General features: G+C 68.3%; 14 protein-coding genes. 5 read left to right on the top strand and 9 right to left on the bottom strand.

Annotated features, from left to right (window positions below; genetic code table 11):
- Window positions 1–5: 5 nt before the first annotated feature.
- Entirely contained in the window at window positions 6–1,088 is a 1,083-nt protein-coding gene (locus tag AB4Z00_RS13410; RefSeq protein ID WP_132263863.1) for a hypothetical protein, read from the bottom strand.
- A 373-nt stretch (window positions 1,089–1,461) separates the two neighbouring features.
- Here AB4Z00_RS13410 and AB4Z00_RS13405 point away from each other — a divergent pair, with 373 nt between their 5' ends.
- Both AB4Z00_RS13405 and AB4Z00_RS13400 read left to right on the top strand, forming a co-directional pair.
- Window positions 1,462–2,550, top strand: coding sequence for an NAD-dependent epimerase/dehydratase family protein (locus AB4Z00_RS13405; RefSeq protein ID WP_442046292.1), 1,089 nt, complete (start codon window positions 1,462–1,464; stop codon window positions 2,548–2,550).
- Window positions 2,547–3,014, top strand: coding sequence for a GtrA family protein (locus tag AB4Z00_RS13400; protein ID WP_165921343.1), 468 nt, complete (start codon window positions 2,547–2,549; stop codon window positions 3,012–3,014). The genes AB4Z00_RS13405 and AB4Z00_RS13400 overlap by 4 nt, the downstream gene beginning before the upstream one ends.
- On the opposite strand, the gene AB4Z00_RS13395 is transcribed toward AB4Z00_RS13400, so the two are convergent.
- The 7 genes from AB4Z00_RS13395 to AB4Z00_RS13365 all read right to left on the bottom strand — a co-directional run bounded on the left by AB4Z00_RS13395 (window position 2,968) and on the right by AB4Z00_RS13365 (window position 11,461).
- The gene (locus AB4Z00_RS13395) at window positions 2,968–3,948 is read right to left on the bottom strand and encodes a glycosyltransferase family 2 protein (protein WP_132263859.1); all 981 of its coding nucleotides are present in this window, start codon (window positions 3,946–3,948) and stop codon (window positions 2,968–2,970) included. The two genes, AB4Z00_RS13400 and AB4Z00_RS13395, sit on opposite strands and share 47 nt — an antisense overlap.
- A 4-nt stretch (window positions 3,949–3,952) precedes the next feature.
- The gene (locus tag AB4Z00_RS13390; protein WP_442046291.1) at window positions 3,953–4,909 is read right to left on the bottom strand and encodes an NAD-dependent epimerase/dehydratase family protein; all 957 of its coding nucleotides are present in this window, start codon (window positions 4,907–4,909) and stop codon (window positions 3,953–3,955) included.
- Between the two features lie 98 nt (window positions 4,910–5,007).
- Entirely contained in the window at window positions 5,008–6,279 is a 1,272-nt protein-coding gene (locus AB4Z00_RS13385) for a methyltransferase domain-containing protein (RefSeq protein ID WP_442046290.1), read from the bottom strand.
- Entirely contained in the window at window positions 6,272–7,492 is a 1,221-nt protein-coding gene (locus AB4Z00_RS13380) for a DegT/DnrJ/EryC1/StrS family aminotransferase (RefSeq protein WP_132263856.1), read from the bottom strand. The genes AB4Z00_RS13385 and AB4Z00_RS13380 overlap by 8 nt, the downstream gene beginning before the upstream one ends.
- Window positions 7,483–8,640 carry a CDP-glucose 4,6-dehydratase gene (rfbG, locus tag AB4Z00_RS13375; protein ID WP_442046289.1) on the bottom strand — a complete coding sequence of 386 codons (1,158 nt, stop codon included), beginning with the start codon at window positions 8,638–8,640 and terminating at the stop codon, window positions 7,483–7,485. Before rfbG ends, AB4Z00_RS13380 begins: the two co-directional genes overlap by 10 nt.
- Entirely contained in the window at window positions 8,633–9,469 is an 837-nt protein-coding gene (gene rfbF / locus AB4Z00_RS13370; protein ID WP_132263855.1) for a glucose-1-phosphate cytidylyltransferase, read from the bottom strand. Before rfbF ends, rfbG begins: the two co-directional genes overlap by 8 nt.
- Window positions 9,470–9,691: 222 nt before the next feature.
- Entirely contained in the window at window positions 9,692–11,461 is a 1,770-nt protein-coding gene (locus AB4Z00_RS13365; RefSeq protein WP_134095316.1) for a hypothetical protein, read from the bottom strand.
- Window positions 11,462–11,825: 364 nt separating this feature from the next.
- Here AB4Z00_RS13365 and AB4Z00_RS13360 point away from each other — a divergent pair, with 364 nt between their 5' ends.
- The 3 genes from AB4Z00_RS13360 to AB4Z00_RS13350 are packed head-to-tail and all read left to right on the top strand — an operon-like array spanning window position 11,826 to window position 14,725.
- Window positions 11,826–12,980, top strand: a complete 1,155-nt coding sequence (locus AB4Z00_RS13360) for a glycosyltransferase family 4 protein (RefSeq protein ID WP_442046288.1) — start codon at window positions 11,826–11,828, stop codon at window positions 12,978–12,980.
- Between the two features lie 28 nt (window positions 12,981–13,008).
- Complete coding sequence (locus AB4Z00_RS13355; protein WP_442046287.1) at window positions 13,009–14,067, top strand: ATP-grasp domain-containing protein; 1,059 nt, start codon at window positions 13,009–13,011, stop codon at window positions 14,065–14,067.
- Window positions 14,060–14,725, top strand: coding sequence for an HAD family hydrolase (locus tag AB4Z00_RS13350; protein ID WP_442046286.1), 666 nt, complete (start codon window positions 14,060–14,062; stop codon window positions 14,723–14,725). The genes AB4Z00_RS13355 and AB4Z00_RS13350 overlap by 8 nt, the downstream gene beginning before the upstream one ends.
- Window positions 14,726–14,804: 79 nt before the next feature.
- On the opposite strand, the gene AB4Z00_RS13345 is transcribed toward AB4Z00_RS13350, so the two are convergent.
- Complete coding sequence (locus AB4Z00_RS13345; RefSeq protein ID WP_314464598.1) at window positions 14,805–15,374, bottom strand: sugar transferase; 570 nt, start codon at window positions 15,372–15,374, stop codon at window positions 14,805–14,807.
- Between the last annotated feature and the right edge of the window lie 6 nt (window positions 15,375–15,380).

Raw genomic sequence — 15,380 nt, 5'->3', positions numbered from 1 at the left:
GGATGTCATGCCGTGCGCGACCCGCCTGTGTGATTGTGCGCCTGGCCGTGAGCGTGGAGGGCGGCGCGCGAGCGCTTGGTCTTGCGCGGGACGCCGGCGGCCGTCGCGCCCCTGATACCGGGTTCCAGCATCGGCGCGGCGGGACTGGGCAGGCTGTAGCCGAAGCGGCGCAAGTCGTAGCCGGTCATGCGCTGAAGCTGCTGGTTGCTTTCCGCATAGCGCTCTCCGACCGACTGCTCGATCTGGCGCATCAGGCGGCGGCGGAGCGGCTTGTCGAACATGGCGGTGAAGGCGAAGATCGGGCGGAGCTTGCGGTAGTAGCGGTCGAACGGGGGGAACACCACCGGCGCCTGGGGCGAAAGCTGGTTCCGGTTGAACAGGGCGTTGAGCGGACGGCGCAGGGCCTGCATGAGGATCGGCATGCCCTCGTTGGCGGGGGCGCCGAAGATGTCGTGCGGGATCAGCGAGGCGTCGTGCTCGCAGAACTGCGAGATCTCGCGCGCGACGCGCGACGCGTCGTTGCGCAGGGCCTCGTAAGGCAGCACCAGCACGTTTTCGGGGCCGAAAAGCTGGCGATAATATTCGATGCACTGGACATAGGCGAAGGAGCGGAAGTCGAAGTCCGGCTTGCGCGAGAGGGTCCATTGCAGCGGGGTGGTCAGCCGGCGGAACGAGAGCGAGCCGCCGTCGCTGATATATTGCAGGTAGTACGAGAAGATCATCGAGCGCTGCTCGCGCACGAAGACCAGGATCCGGGCGTTGGGCAGGCAGTTCTTGATGCGGTCGGCGATCAGCTTGGCGTCGTATCCGCCCGAGGCGGGATAGCCGGACAGCCGCTCGTGCGAGACCACCAGGGTATTGCCCCGCGCCTGCGCCTCGCGGCTGCGGCGGCGATAGCTCTCGATCCGGTGGGGAGAGAGGTCGTCGAAGGCGCCCTGTTTCACGAAGTCCAGCTGGATGTGATAGCGATCGTTCTCCAGCCGCTCGAAGCCGAGTTCGCGCCGCGAGAACAGGGCGTTCTGGAGCAGCGTTGAGGCAGTCTTGTGGAATCCGATATGGACAAGTGGTCTTGTACCCGGCTCCTTCACGTCGCGCTCCCTGGCTCCTCCGCGCGTGCATGCCGGGGAAGGTCAGGCCGCGAGGACATCGTTTGTCACGTTCAGGACAACACCTTGAACACAAACGAGAGACCATGACGGGGCGGGTCGGGTCAATTGCCATGAATCGCCCGGATGGTCCTCCGAAAGTCTAGGGTGGATCGATATATACAGCCGGTTCCGGCGCGTTTCCGCGCCCGAGCCGCGCCCCTGCGATGCGGGATCGCCGGTTTCCTGCGAGGGGTTAATCCCTTGGGTCGCGGTGCGGCCCCAATGACCGGGCGCGCTATGCTTCCGGGTGATTGTCGGCCCGCCCGGCGATGCCCAACCTTGCGGCGGAACCCGTCGCAACAGGAAGCCGCTCTTGAACCCTACCGATCCCGCACTCGCTGCCGCCAATGTCACCGGACCTGTCCTCGTCACAGGCGTGGCCGGCTTCATCGGCCATGCCGTGGCGCACCGCCTGCTCGACCGGGGCGAGCAGGTGATCGGGCTCGACGTGGTCAACGACTACTACGACCCCGCGCTCAAGCATGCGCGCCTCGCCACGTTCGAGGGCCTGCCCGAGTTCGAGTTCCACCGCCTGGACGTGGCCGATGCCGCCGCCGTGGCCGCGCTGGTCCGCAGCCGGGGCGTGCGCCGGGTGGTCCATCTCGCCGCGCAGGCCGGGGTGCGCTACAGCATCGAGAACCCCTTCGCCTATGAGCGCTCCAACCTGGCCGGCCATCTCGCCGTGCTGGAGGCCTGCCGCCATGCGGAAGGCTTCGAGCATCTGGTCTATGCCTCCTCCAGCTCGGTCTACGGCGAGCGGCCGCTGGCCGGGCCGGACGGCCGGGCCTGTCAGGAAGGGGGGGCAGGCGGCTTCTCCGAGGACGATCCGGCCACGGAGCCGGTCTCGCTCTATGCCGCTACCAAGCGGTCCTGCGAGCTGATGAGCCAGTCCTACGCCAGCCTTTACGGGCTGCCGCAGACCGGGCTGCGTTTCTTCACGGTCTATGGACCCTGGGGCCGCCCCGACATGGCCTACTTCGGCTTCACGCGGAAGATCTTCGCCGGAGAGCCGATCGAGGTCTATGGCGAGGGCCGGATGGCGCGGGACTTCACGTATATCGACGACATCGTCGACGGTGTGCTGGGCGCGCTCGACAATGTGCCGGGCGCCGGCGGCGCGAAAGCGCGGGCGCACCGTGTTCTCAACATCGGCGACAGTCGCCCGGTGGGGCTGATGGACATGATCGAGGCGCTGGAAACGGCGCTCGGCCGCAAGGCGCAGAAGATCATGCGGCCGATGCAGCCGGGGGACGTCACCGCCACATATGCCGACGTGAGCAAGCTGCAGGCGATCTGCGGCTACCACCCGCGCGTCATGCTGGAAGAAGGGCTGCAACGCTTCGCCGACTGGTATCGCCAGTTCTACGACGTGGAATCGCTGCAGTCTCAGGAGGCGGAGTGACCGATATTCCGCGCAAACGCCGGCCCGTGGACAGGCCCCCACTGGACAGGTCGGCGCTGGCGCGCGAGGCGGCGACGCTGGCGCGCTTCGTGCTGGTGGGGCTGGCCAATACGGCGATCGGCTACGGCCTGATCCTGGGCTGGCTGCGGGCGGGGCTGGGCGACTATGCGGCCAATCTGGCGGGCTTCGCGATGGGCCTGCCGATCTCCTACGCCCTTCACCGGCACCTCACCTTCCGCGCCCGCCACCGCGCCTCCACGGCCGAGGCCCTGCGCTACGGCGCGGCGTTTCTGGTGTCCTATGCCGCGAACCTGGGCGTGATCGCGCTGGGCCGCGCGGCGGGCTTCGAGCGCAGCGCCCTGGTGCAGGGCCTGGCGATCTGCACTTATGCGGGTGTGCTCTTCGTGCTCACCCGCATCACTGTCTTTCGCGCGCAACCAGCGAGATCACTTCGGGAAAGTTGATCTTCTGCTCGACGATCGGCCGGGTGCCCGGCTTGGCCTGGAGGAACAGGCGGCCGACATATTCGCCCAGGATGCCCATGAAGACCGCGTTGATCGAGATCGACATGAGCAGCAGGATCGTGGTCGTGGCGAAACCGGCGGGCCAGGCCTGGCCCAGGAACACCCGCCCGACGAGGTAGATGAAGGTCAGCACCATGCTGAGCACGCCGATCACGATCCCCGAGATCGAGGCGATCCGCAGCGGCATCAGCGAGTGGTTGAGCACCCCGTCCACCGCCAGCGAGATCATCGACTTGAGCGGGAACTTGCTCTCTCCGGCGATACGGTCGCCGCGGTCGTATTCGAGGCCCACCTGGGAGAAGCCCATCGCGCTGATCAACCCGCGCAGATAGGGCGAGGCGTCCTCCACCTTGTTCAGTTCCACCAGGATGCGGCGGTCGACCAGGCGGAATTCCCCGGCGTTGACGGGAAGGTCGTCGTCGCTGGTCCAGGAAATGAAGCGGTAGAAGGCGCGGCGCAGCGTCGCGATGACGAAGCCGTCCTTGAGCGAGCGGCGGATGCCGTAGACCACCTGGTGGCCCACGCGCCACAGCCCCAGCATCTCGGGGATCAGTTCGGGCGGATCCTGGAGGTCGCAATCGAGCTGGATCGAACAGGCGCCGGTGGCGGCCTTGTAGGCGCAGAGCAGCGAGCGCTGGTAGCCGTAGTTGCGCGAGAAACGGATGACCTTCAGCGCCGGGTCCTTGCGGGCAAGGTCTTCCAGCAGCTCGAAAGTGCGATCGGTGGAATGGTTGTCCGTGACGATGATCTCGTAGGCGTATTCGGGCAGCTTCTCGAAGACGCGCACGATCGCCTCGTAGCAGCGCACGACGTTGAGTTCCTCGTTGAAGGCGGGAACGAGGATGGAAACCAGGGTCTTCGGCTCGGCGTTCACGGATCTATCCTGCTTTCGTGCACATGAGTTGCTCGCCCGCGATGGTACGGGCGAGGCCTTCGTCGAGTTCGATGCGGCGGCGCCAGCCGAGCACGCCGGCGGCAAGGTCGGGGCTGGAGCAAAGCTCCACGGGCGCGTCCTCGGGCTCGGCCCGCGGCAGGAAGTTCTCCGGGCAGCCGGTCATGGCCTCGATCCGGCAGGCGACCTCCTCCATCGTCGGCGCGTCGCCCGAGCAGATGTTCACGCAGTCCGGGACATCCCGCCGCGTCGCTTGCCGGGCGATCTGCAGCAGCGCGTCGACCGCATCGTCGACATGGATCAGGTCGCGCCGGTCGGCCGGGCGGCGGATCGTCATCGGCTGGCGCGAGAGGCAGGCGTCGATCAGCGCGGGTATCAGGAAGCTGGGGGCCTGGCCCGGGCCGTAGCAGAGCGCCAGGCGCGCGGTGACGACCGGGAAGGGCAGGCGCGGGGCCAGCATGGCGATGGCCTCGGTGGTCGCCAGCATCCCCGCGCCATAAGGCGTGGAGGGCACCGCGCGGGCGTCTTCCCGGTAGGGCAGCGCGGCCCGGCCATATTCGGCGATGGTCCCTGCGCGCACGACCACTTCCGGGGGCCGGGGCAGCTCGGCCAGCGGCTGGAGCAAGTTGAGCGCGGGCTGGAGGTAGATGGCGTGGGAGGCGCGGGCCGCCGCGAAATCGGGCTGGGGCGGCAGGCGGGTCTCGGCCGCCAGGTGGAACACGCGCCGGGGCGCGATGCCGCGGATGCAGCGGCGGATCTCCAGCCGGTCCGACAAGTCGATGCGGTGGATCGTCAGGCGCTCGGCAAAGGGCGAGAGCCGCCCCAGCTCGGTGGAGGGGCGCACGATGGCATGGACGTCCCCGCCTTCATCGAGAAGGCGGCGGACGAGATGCGCGCCGATGAAGCCGCCGGCACCTGTGAGCAGCGTTACGCCTTCGGCCACTTGGCGACCCTTCTACAAGAATTGCGGCCTTCCACGACAATCCGGCCTTCCGCAAAAGATCCGGGCCGGAAATTACGCTCCGGCCCGGCTTGATCGGTTCAGCAGACGATCCTCGGCACGGGCAGGGGCACGAGGAAGCGGCCGCCGCGCTCGCGGAAGGCGGCCTGCTGCTCGAAGATCTCGTCGAAGAAATTCCAGGCGAGCACGAAGAGCACGTCCGGTTTCTCTTCCTCGATCGCCTCGACCGGGCGGATCGGAATGCGCGTGTTCGGCGAATAGAGACCGTGCTTCAGCGGATTCCGGTCTACCAGGAAGTCGAGGTAATCGGTGTCGATCCCGAAATGGGTGATGAGGGTGTTGCCGCGGGCCGAGGCGCCGTAGCCGGCGATCTTCAGGCCCTGGGCCTTCATCTCGTCGAGCATGGCGCGGATGTCCCGGCCCATGTCCTCCACTTCGAGCGCGAGCGCGTCATAAGTCTCCTGGACCAGCATGCCGCCAGCCAGTTCGTCGCGCAGCATCGTGCCGACCGACTGCGAGGGGCCGATCCCGGCCGCCTTGCGGTTCAGGAACACCCGCATCGAGCCGCCGTGAATGTCGGGCAGCGAGAGCGCGTCGGTCACTTCGAGGTCGAAGAAGGCGGCGAGCTTGACGATCGAGAGCAGGCTGAACTCGGAGACGTGCTCGTGGTAGATATTGTCGAATTCGGTGTGGTCGATGTACTCCTTGGCGCGGGGCACTTCGATCACGAACGTCCCGTCGTCCGCCAGCAGGATGCTGATGGCCGCCATGAAAGTGTGCAGGTCGCCGATGTGGTTGAAGGTGTTCGTGGTGACGATCACTTTCGCCGGGCCGCGCTGCGAGCGGACCAGTTCGGCGGAGGCGGGCGTGAAGTAGTCGATATATGTCTCGACCCCGCGCTCGGCGGCCATGGCGGCGATGTTCTCGGCCGGGTCGAAGCCCAGCGTCCGGCAGCCCAGCGCATTGCAGGCGGCCAGGAGCAGGCCGTCGTTGCTGCCGATGTCGACGATCAGCCCGTCACCCGCGCGCGCGGCCAGCACTTCGGCGAAGTCCGAGAAGTGCGTGTGCATGCGCGCGGCCCCCGAGGGGACATAGAGGTAGTGGCGGAAGAAATCGACCGGGATCTGGTCGGCGATCTCCACCAGCCCGCATTCCAGGCAGACCTGGGTGTTGAGCGGGAAGGCCGGCTGCTCCGCGCCCAGGTCTTCCGGGCGGATCAGCATCTGGCCGGGGGCATGGTCGCCCAGCGGCAGGAAGAGGTAGGGCGAAGGCGCCTTGCACGCGCGGCATTCGCTGAGCTTCGAGGCGGAATCGGCGGCATCGGCCGGCTTGGGAATGGACATTTCAAGCATTCGCCGCCTCCCGCGAGGACGTTGTCGTCAGGGAGCGAACGAAGCCTTCGAAGGTCTCGTGCATGAAGTCGATATGCGCTTCCGTCAGGCCGTGGTGGCAGGCGAGCAGGATRCCGCCCTTCATCACCGCATCGGCGACCGGGCAGCCTTCCGGCGGGGCCTTGAGCGTCACGTCCTTCATGGCCGGCTGGCGCAGGATGTTGCCGGTGAAGACCGGGCGGGTCTGGATGTCGCGCTCTTCCAGCCAGATCTGCATCTGGGTGCGGGTGAAGGGCGCGTCCTCGCGGATCGTCAGCGGGAAGGCGAGCCAGCCCGTGCGCGATTCCGGCAGCTGTTCGGGCAGGACGAACCAGTCCTCGTACTGCTTGAAGAACTGGTACTGCCGCTCGAAGTTGTGCTCACGCGCGGCGATGTTGTTGTCGAGCTTCTTGAGCTGGACGAGGCCGAAGGCGGCGCCCATTTCCGAAGGCTCGACATTGAAGCCCAGCTCGTCGAACAGGAACTTGGCGTCATAGTCGATACCGTCGAGCGCGACGTTGAAACGCTTCTCGATGCTTTCGGAATCGACGTAGAGCGAGCTGGTGCGGCCCCAGGAACGCAGCAGCAGCGCGCGGCGGGCGAGGTCCTCGTCCGAGACGCAGAGCATGCCGCCGTTACCCGCCGCATTGATGACGTGCGAGCCGTAGAAGCTGGTGGTGGAGATGTGCGAGCGGGTGCCGGTGCTGGTGCCGCGCAAGGTGGCGCCCAGAGTGTCGGCGCTGTCTTCCACGACCATCAGGCCATGCTTGTCGGCGATCTCGCGGATGCGGTCCCAGTCGGGCAGGTTGCCGATCAGCGAAGGGATCATCATCGCCCTGGTGTTCGGCCCGATCATCGCCTCGATCTTCTCGACGTCGATGTTGTAAGTGCCGACCGCCGAGTCGACGAAGGCCGGCACCAGGCGCGAGCGCACGATCGGCGCCACGGTGGTGGCGAACGTCAGCGCCGGGGTGATGACCTCGCTGCCTTCGGGCAGGTTCAGCAGCTCGATCGCGAGGTAGTTCGCCGAGGAGCCGGAATTGACCATGATGCCGTGGTCCTTGGCGAAGAGCGCCGAGACCTGCTCCTGCATGGCGCGCACTTTCGGACCCATCTGGGTGGAGGTGCGCAGCACTTCGAGGACGGCGGCGATTTCTTCCTCGCCGTGGACGGTCTGACCATAATTCACGCGCATATTGCTGTTTCCCCCTGGAGAGTTTCAGTGATCCCGGTCTCCGAGCCGGAGAGCTGATCGGAGTACCGGGCGATCTGCGCCTCGCTGAAGGCGCGCATGTCGGCGTTGCCGCGCGCGTAGGCGCGGTACCATTCGGCGCTCATCGTCACCGCTTTCTCGGTCGAGAGGCGCGGGCGCCAGCCGAGCCGGGCATGGGCCTTGCTGGAATCGAGCGTGAGCAGCCCCGCCTCGTGCGGGTCGTCGGGACGGCGCCCGAAGGCGATCTGCGCCACGCCCGGGCCCCAGGCCCGCTGGAAGTGGCGCGCGATTTCCTCGACGTCGATGAAGCCATCGGCGCTGGGGCCAAAGTTCCAGGCCTCGGCAAAGCGCGGCGCATCCTCTCCAAGAAGCCGCGCACCCAGCATCAGGTATCCCGCCAGCGGCTCCAGAACATGCTGCCAGGGGCGCACGCTGGCCGGGTTGCGGATGGTCACGGCGGTGCCGGCCATGGTGGCGCGCACGACGTCGGGCAGCAGGCGGTCGAGCGAGTTGTCGCCCCCGCCGATCACGTTGCCCGCACGCACGGTGGCCAGCTGGCAGCCGTCGGGACTGGAAAAGTACGACCGCCGGAACGCCGCGGCGACCAGCTCGGTGCAGCCTTTCGAGGCGCTGTAGGGATCCGCCCCGCCCAGCGCGTCGGTCTCGCGGTAGGGCCATTCCCACTCGCGGTTTTCATAGCACTTGTCGCTGGTGACCACGACCACGCCGCGCGCCGATGGCATGCGCCGCACCGCGTCGAGGACGACGGCGGTGCCGGTGACGTTGGTGGCGAAAGTCTCGACCGGATCGTCGTAGGACGGGCGCACCAGCGCCTGCGCGGCGAGGTGGAACACCAGGTCCGGCCGCAGGTCCGCACAGGCCGTATCGAAGGCGGCGGCGTCGCGGATGTCGGCAATGCGGTGGTCGACCAGCCCCCCCAGGTCGACCGAATGAAACATGTCAGGGCCTTGCGGGGGGCGGTGCAAGGCGACCCCGGTGACCTCTGCGCCCAGTTGCCTGAGCCAGAGGCATAACCAGCCACCCTTGAAGCCGGTGTGGCCGGTCACCAGAATCCGCTTGCCCCGATATGCCGAAACAAGCGCCTGATTCAGTGTGCCTTGTTCAGGCATGTTGCAACTTCGCGGGCAGGTCGGTGCTGAGCACCGGCTGGCCGTTTTCGAAATCCATCCAGGGCGGCATCGCCGAGGTACCCAGCTTGTCCAGCGTGTCGCGGTCGCGCACGGTGTCCATCGGGTGCCAGAAGCCCTTGTGCTTGTAGGCCATGAGCTGCCCGTCATGGGCCAGGCGCGTCAGCGGCGCCTGCTCCAGGGGTTCCTCGTCGCCGCTGAGATAGTCCAGCACGCCCGGTTCGAAGACGAAGAAGCCGCCGTTGATCCAGGTCTCGTACTTGACGACCTTCTCGGTGAATTCGACCACCTGGCCGCCGTTGCCGTCGCACTCACCCAGCTCCAGGTTGCCGAAGCGGGCGGGCGGCTGGACCGCGGTGACGGTGGCGAGCTTGCCGTGCGAGCGGTGGAACGCCAGCAGCGCGTCCAGGTCGACATTGCCGACGCCGTCCGAATAGGTGACCATGAAGGTCTCGTCGTCGAGCCAGGAGCGCAGGCGCTTCAGGCGTCCGCCGGTCATCGTGGCCAGGCCGGTGTCCACCACCGACACGCGCCAGTCGACCTTGGAAGTGGGGCGCAGGGCCATCTCGCCATTGCCGATGCCGACCGTGAAGTCGTTCGACATGAGGTGGAGGTCCTGGAAGAAGCTCTTGATCGCCATGGCCTTGTAACCGCAGGCGACGATGAAGTCGTTGTGGCCCCAGCGGTCGTAGATATCCATGACGTGAAGCATGATCGGGCGGCCCGCCACTTCCACCATGGGTTTGGGGACGCGGACCGTTTCTTCGGCAAGGCGGGACCCAAGGCCCCCGGCGAGCAGGACGACTTTCATAACCGCACCTCCGGTGTCGGAATTTTCTGGAGAATTTCTCCGGTCGATGAGGGAAGGTTAAGGGCAGAGCGGTCCGGCGGAGAAGTGTTCATCGGGGTTAGGCAGCTTTAGCCAGCAGGGGTGCCAAAGGGTTAACCCGTGCTCTGCAAATGGCCGAAGGAACCATTCGGGTAGGCTCCGCAGAGGGATCGGCCACGCCTTCTGCGCCGGGTTTCCGCGCGATCACTGCGAAGCCTCGTCCGGGTCCAGCGGGCGGCGGTAGAGCACCGGGCCGGTGCCGTTGCGGCGGCTGGCGAATTCCAGGTAGCCGTGGCTGCGCGCATAGTCCGCGAAAGCCTGCTCCAGCGGCTCTTCCCCGCCGATCAGGATGGCCGAGGGGTGATTGGCATCGAGCCAGGACACCAGCCGGGTGGGTGAGGTTGTCGTCCAGTAGGTGCGGTCCTGCGGCGGCATGTAGTCCGCCACGCGGTAGACGAACTGGCCGGCGGCGAACTCGCCCGGCAGCGAGAAGCCGCCCTCCAGCGCCAGCACCGGAGAGAGCGTCGCCACGCTGTCGCCCGAGGAGGCCCCGGCGCTGCGGGCGAGAGCGCGCATCTCGCGGTGGATCTTCACGCCTTCCCACGACGTCGGCCGGGCGAGGGAGATCAGGCCCGGCCCCAGCCTGGACCCCGCGCAGAGCAGCGCCACGAAAGCCAGCGAGAGCAGCACGGCGTCCGCCGCCAGCCGGTTTTCGCTGAGCGTGCGGGCGCGCAGCAGCACCACCAGCAGGATCAGGAAGGGGATCGGCGGCGCGAAATATTGCGGGAAGGACGGGCTGGGCACGAAGGCCACGACCACGCCCATCAGCGCCAGCACCGCGGCCAGCACCACCGGCCAGGACCAGACCGCCAGGACTCCGTCCCGCCAGCCGCGCCGCCGCAGGGGGAGGGCGACCAGGGCCACCGCGCCGACGAGGGCGAGGAGCGTGGCGTTCGAGGTCCAGATGTCTTCCGCCAGCAGGATCTTCTGGGCCACGCCGATCACTTTGGGCTCGGTGGAGTGCATCCAGTAGACCGGCTGGAGCTGGGTGAAGTAGCGGATCGTATGCGCGAAGAAGGCGTCGGGGTCGGAGGCGATGGCGATCAGCGCGGGGATGCCGCCGGTCAGCCCGCCCAGCGCCAGCGGCACGGTGCCGCAGGTCAGGCGCTGGCGCAGCGGATGGGCCAGCGGCGCCAGCAGCGTGGTCACCGCCAGGAACGGCGCGATGAAGATGTAGTTGGCCTTGAGCCCCACCGCCACCGAGACCAGCACGCCCGCCACGAAGCAGCACATCCAGGAGGGCCGCTCGCGGTCCAGCCCGCAGAGTAGGAAGTGGATCGCCATGAGCGCGAAGGGAATGGGCAGGAAGTTGTTGCTTACCATCATGCCCGGGGGGCCGATCAGGAGGACATTGCCCATCAGCAGCATGGCGGCGGTGAAGAAGGCCGGAAAGCCGGTTCGCTGGCGGCGGGCGATCAGCCAGAGCGCCCCGATCGCCATGGCCCAGGCGGCCACGATCAGCATGCGGCCCAGCAGCAGGACGTGCCCGGTGCCGGTCAGCCAGTAGAACCCGCCCAGGATATAGGGCAGGTAAGGCAAGTGGTTATAGCCGAAATCGCGGTAGATATCGCCGGTGCCCCAGAGGCGGGAGACGGTGATGAACAGGTTCTCGTCCCGTCCGATCGGGAAGGCCAGGATCCGTCCGGCCAGCCCCAGGAACAGCACGGCCAGCAGGCCGAGCGCGGCGACGATGGCCGGGCTGGGGGCGGTTCGCGCGGTATTGCCCGGGCCGTCGCTCAGGCCTTGCGGCAAGGCGGCCGAGAGCCCCGCGGGTTCGGCGCCGAGGTCCGGCGCGGATTGCGGCGCGGCGTAGTCCCGGCCCTGACCTGCGGCCTGACCCACGTTCTGGCCTGCGTTCTGGCCCAAACCCTGCCCCGCGGCTTGCCCCGCGTTCTGCGGCCTGTCGCGTTCCATCATCGGGATCCCCTGTTGCCTGCGGCGCCAGCAGCCTGGCCGCACCCCTGACACGGGAGTGTGGCCGATGCCGCCAGCGACCGTGAGCGCGATTAGGGCGTACCCACTCAGGATGACGGCGGACCGCCGGGTGGGGGTGCCGGGGCCTGCCGAAGGCTCATCGTGATGTTTCGGCCGGCGCCCGGTCCGTCATGGTCCCGATCCTGCCGGGTCGCCCTCCCGCATTGCTCCCAAATCGCCCGCTCCAATAAAGGGTTAGACCGCATGAACGCCTGCCTGCGCGGCAGGCTTTCGCTAGGTTCTGGCGCAATTGACGAAGCGGTTTTCACGCAGGCAGATTTTCACGCAGGCGGAAGAGGGGGCCTTGGTACTTCCAACCAGCACGATGCGCATCGCGATCCTCGCCTCCGGCCTTGGCGCCGGCGGGGCGGAGCAGGTGATCGCCCAGCTCGCGCACCATTGGTGCGCGGCGGGACATACGGTGGACGTGATCGCCTTCGACAGGCCGGAGGATCCCGTGTTCCACCGCCTGCCGCAGCCGGTCACGCTGCACCGGCTCGGTGGGGGCAGCGGCTTTGCCGGCATGGCGGGGCGGGTCGCGGCGCTGCGGCGGGTGTTGCAGGCGCGGCAGCCGCAAGTGATCGTCTCGTTCCTGACCAAGAACAACCTGATCGCCGCGCTGGCCACGCTCGGCACGCCCACGCGCCTCGTCTGTGCCGAGCGCAACAATCCCGAGCGGCAGGGCACGCATCCCTTGTGGAACCTGCTGCTGCGCCTGCTCTATCGCCGCGCCGACGCCATCGTCTGCCAGACGGCGGCGGTAAGGCGCTGTTTTCCCGCCGCCGTGCAGGCCAAGCTGGTGACCATCGCCAACCCGGTGCCCGCGCCTGACGTGATGCGGGCCGAGGGCGAGGTGAAGCGCCTCTGCGCGGTCGGCCGGCTGACGCACCAGAAGGGCTTCGACCTGCTGGTGCAGGCTTTCGCCGCCGTGGCGCCGCTCTGGCCGGACTGGCGGCTCGACATCTGGGGCGAAGGCCCGGAACGCGCCGCGCTGGAGGCGCAAGTGAGCGCTCTCGGCCTGGAGGGCCGCGTCCTGCTGCGCGGGCTCAGCCCCCGGCCGCGCGCCTGGGTGGAGGAGGCCGGGATCTTCGTCCTGTCCTCCCGCTACGAAGGCTTTCCCAATGTGCTGGGCGAAGCCATGGCCGCGGGACTGCCCGCGATCGCTGCCGACTGCGACTTCGGCCCGGCCGACATGGTGGAGCATGGCCGCAGCGGGCTGCTGGTCGCGAGCGAGGACCCGGCCGCGCTGTCGCAGGCGATGGCGGGCCTGATCGCGGATCCCCTGGCGCGCAGCCGCATGGGCGCCGAGGCCGCAGAGGCCATGGCGCGGTTCCAGCCGGCGCGGATACTCCAGCAATGGGACCAGGTCCTGGCGCAAGTCGTCTCGCCGCGGCATCGTGGCGCGCGGTCGGTCACGGTGTCCGGTCCGGCCGGGCGCAGGGCCGGGGCGGAAGGTTGAGGGGCGCCGGAGCCATGGGGCCGAAGGCATGAACGGGGGAAACAGGGTGGTACGGATACTCTTCACGTCGGCCGGGCGCCGGGTGGAACTGACGCGGTGCTTCCGCCGCGCGGCCGAGAAACTGGGCCTGCGCGCGGAAGTCCATGCCTGCGACCTGCAGCCCGAACTGAGCGCCGCCTGCCTGGAGGCGGAAGTGGCCTTCGCGGTGCCGCGCTGCACGGCGCCCGATTATGTCGAACGCCTGCTGGAGCACTGCGCGCGCGAGAAGATCGCCTTGCTGGTGCCGACCATCGATACCGAGCTGGACCTGCTCTCGCGGGCGCGGGACCGCTTCGCGCAAGTGGGAACCCTGGTCCACGTCAGCGCGCCCGAAGTGATCGACGTCGTGCGCGACAAGGAACGCACGATCGCCGTGCTGGCAGAGGCGGGCGTGCCCGTGCCGCGCACCGCGCGGATCGAGGATGTGCGCGCCGATCCCTCGGGCTGGGCCTTCCCGCTTTTTGCCAAGCCCGTGGGCGGCAGTGCCAGCCGCGGCATCGGCGTGCTGCACGCGGCGGCCGACATCCGCGCGGACTATCCCGAGCCGATGCTGGTGCAGGAACTGCTGCGCGGCCCGGAATACACGATCAACATGTACCTCGATGCGCGCGGCCGGATGCGATCGGCGATCCCGCACTTGCGCATCTCGACCCGGGCCGGCGAAGTGGAGAAGGGGCGCACCGTGCGCGACCCGCGCATGATAGCCATTGCCGCAGACATCGCCGCTGCCCTCAATGCGCGTGGCCTGAACGCGCGTGGCCTGAATGCGCGTGACCCGAACGCCGGAGATCTCGTCGCCCCGGTTCCGAGCGGGCCGGGCGCCGAGGGCGTGCTCTGCTTCCAGCTCATCGACGATCCCGATCGCGGTCCCCGCGTCTTCGAGATCAATGCCCGCTTCGGCGGCGGCTATCCCCTGGCCGACCAGGCCGGGGGCCGCTTTGCCGAGAGCCTGCTCGCCCGCGTCTCCGGGCTGCCCGAATGCGCCAGCGAGCACTGGCGCGAGGGCGTGACCATGGTGCGCTACGACAGCGCCGTGTTCCGTGGTTGATATCCTGCATCCGGTCGTGGTGCTGGATCTCGACGACACGCTTTATCTCGAACGGGACTTCGCGCGCAGCGGCTTTGCGGCCGTGGGGCGCCATCTGGAGGAGAGCCACGGCCTGACCGGCTATGCCGAGCACTGCGCGCGGCTGCTGGACGAAGGGCACCGCGGCACCGTGTTCGACGCGGCGCTGGCGGCCATGGGGCTTGCCGCGATCGAGGTCGCGCCGCTGGTGGCGCTCTACCGTGGCCACGTGCCCGAGATCGCGCTGGCCGAAGACGCCGGACGCCTGCTCGACCGGCTTGGCGCGCGGGCCAGCGCGATCATCACGGACGGCCCGGCGCAGACCCAGGGCAACAAAGTGGCGGCGCTGGGCCTCCACGACCGGATCGGCAAAGTGATCCTCACCGGCCTGCTGCCCGAAGGCTGCGGCAAGCCTCATGCCATGGCGTACGAGATGGTCGAGCAATGGTCCGGCCGTCCTGCGGCGGACCACGTCTATATTGCCGACAATGCCGCCAAGGACTTCGTGACCCCCCGCGCCCGAGGGTGGACGACCGTGCAGATCCTGCGCGAGCGGCGCATCCACGGCTGCACCGCGCCGACGCCCGACCATGCGGCGCACCATGTGGTGGTTTCGCTGGACGAACTGAGGCTGGCCTGATCGGGCGGCTGATCTGGTTCCGGGTTTTCAGAAGAGTCACGCGCAGGAAGAGCAGGCGCCCGCGGCGCCGCGCGCTCCCTCAATCCGCGAGAACCACCGCCTGCGAGCGGCGTTCGCCGCCGACCATGACCCAGAGGGTCAGCGCCACGATCCGCAAGTCCAGCAGCGGCGAGGCATTGTCCACGTACCACAAGTCCAGCGCGATCTTCTCGTCCAGCGAAAGCAGGGTATTGCCGTTGACTTGCGACCAGCCGGTCAGCCCCGGCCGGACCCGACCCCGCGCCGCGCCGCGTGGTCCGAGACCGGCGATGGTCTCGGGCAGCAGCGGGCGCGGGCCGACGAAAGTCATGTCCCCGGCCGCGACGTTCCACAGGCCCGGCAGTTCGTCCAGCCGGCTGCGGCGCAGGAAGCGGCCGAAGGCGGTGACGCGGGCTTCGTCCGGCAGCGGCTGCCCATCCGGCCCCGTCGCCTCGCGCATGGAGCGCAGCTTGAGCAGGGTGAAATCCCGCCCGTCGCGGCCCGCCCGGCGCTGTCGGAACAGCACCGGGCGACCCATCGAGAGCAGGACGCCGAGCCCCAACAGCAGGAGCAGCGGCAGAAGGGTGAGCAGGAGCAGCGAGGCGAGCAATCGAAGGGAAGCGAAGGCCACTCGCGC

Origin of the sequence: Novosphingobium sp. YAF33, assembly GCF_052113265.1 — a bacterium.
In the GTDB taxonomy this organism is placed as follows: Bacteria; Pseudomonadota; Alphaproteobacteria; order Sphingomonadales; family Sphingomonadaceae; genus Novosphingobium.
This window is presented reverse-complemented; position numbering and strand designations above follow the sequence as displayed.

Bases quoted from the DNA above. Each gene is read 5' to 3' on its own strand.
- AB4Z00_RS13385 (WP_442046290.1), bottom strand. From the start codon at position 6,279: ATGCTTGAAATGTCCATTCCCAAGCCGGCCGATGCCGCCGATTCCGCC.
- rfbG (WP_442046289.1), bottom strand. From the start codon at position 8,640: ATGCCTGAACAAGGCACACTGAATCAGGCGCTTGTTTCGGCATATCGG.
- rfbF (WP_132263855.1), bottom strand. From the start codon at position 9,469: ATGAAAGTCGTCCTGCTCGCCGGGGGCCTTGGGTCCCGCCTTGCCGAA.
- AB4Z00_RS13365 (WP_134095316.1), bottom strand. From the start codon at position 11,461: ATGGAACGCGACAGGCCGCAGAACGCGGGGCAAGCCGCGGGGCAGGGT.
- AB4Z00_RS13355 (WP_442046287.1), top strand. From the start codon at position 13,009: ATGAACGGGGGAAACAGGGTGGTACGGATACTCTTCACGTCGGCCGGG.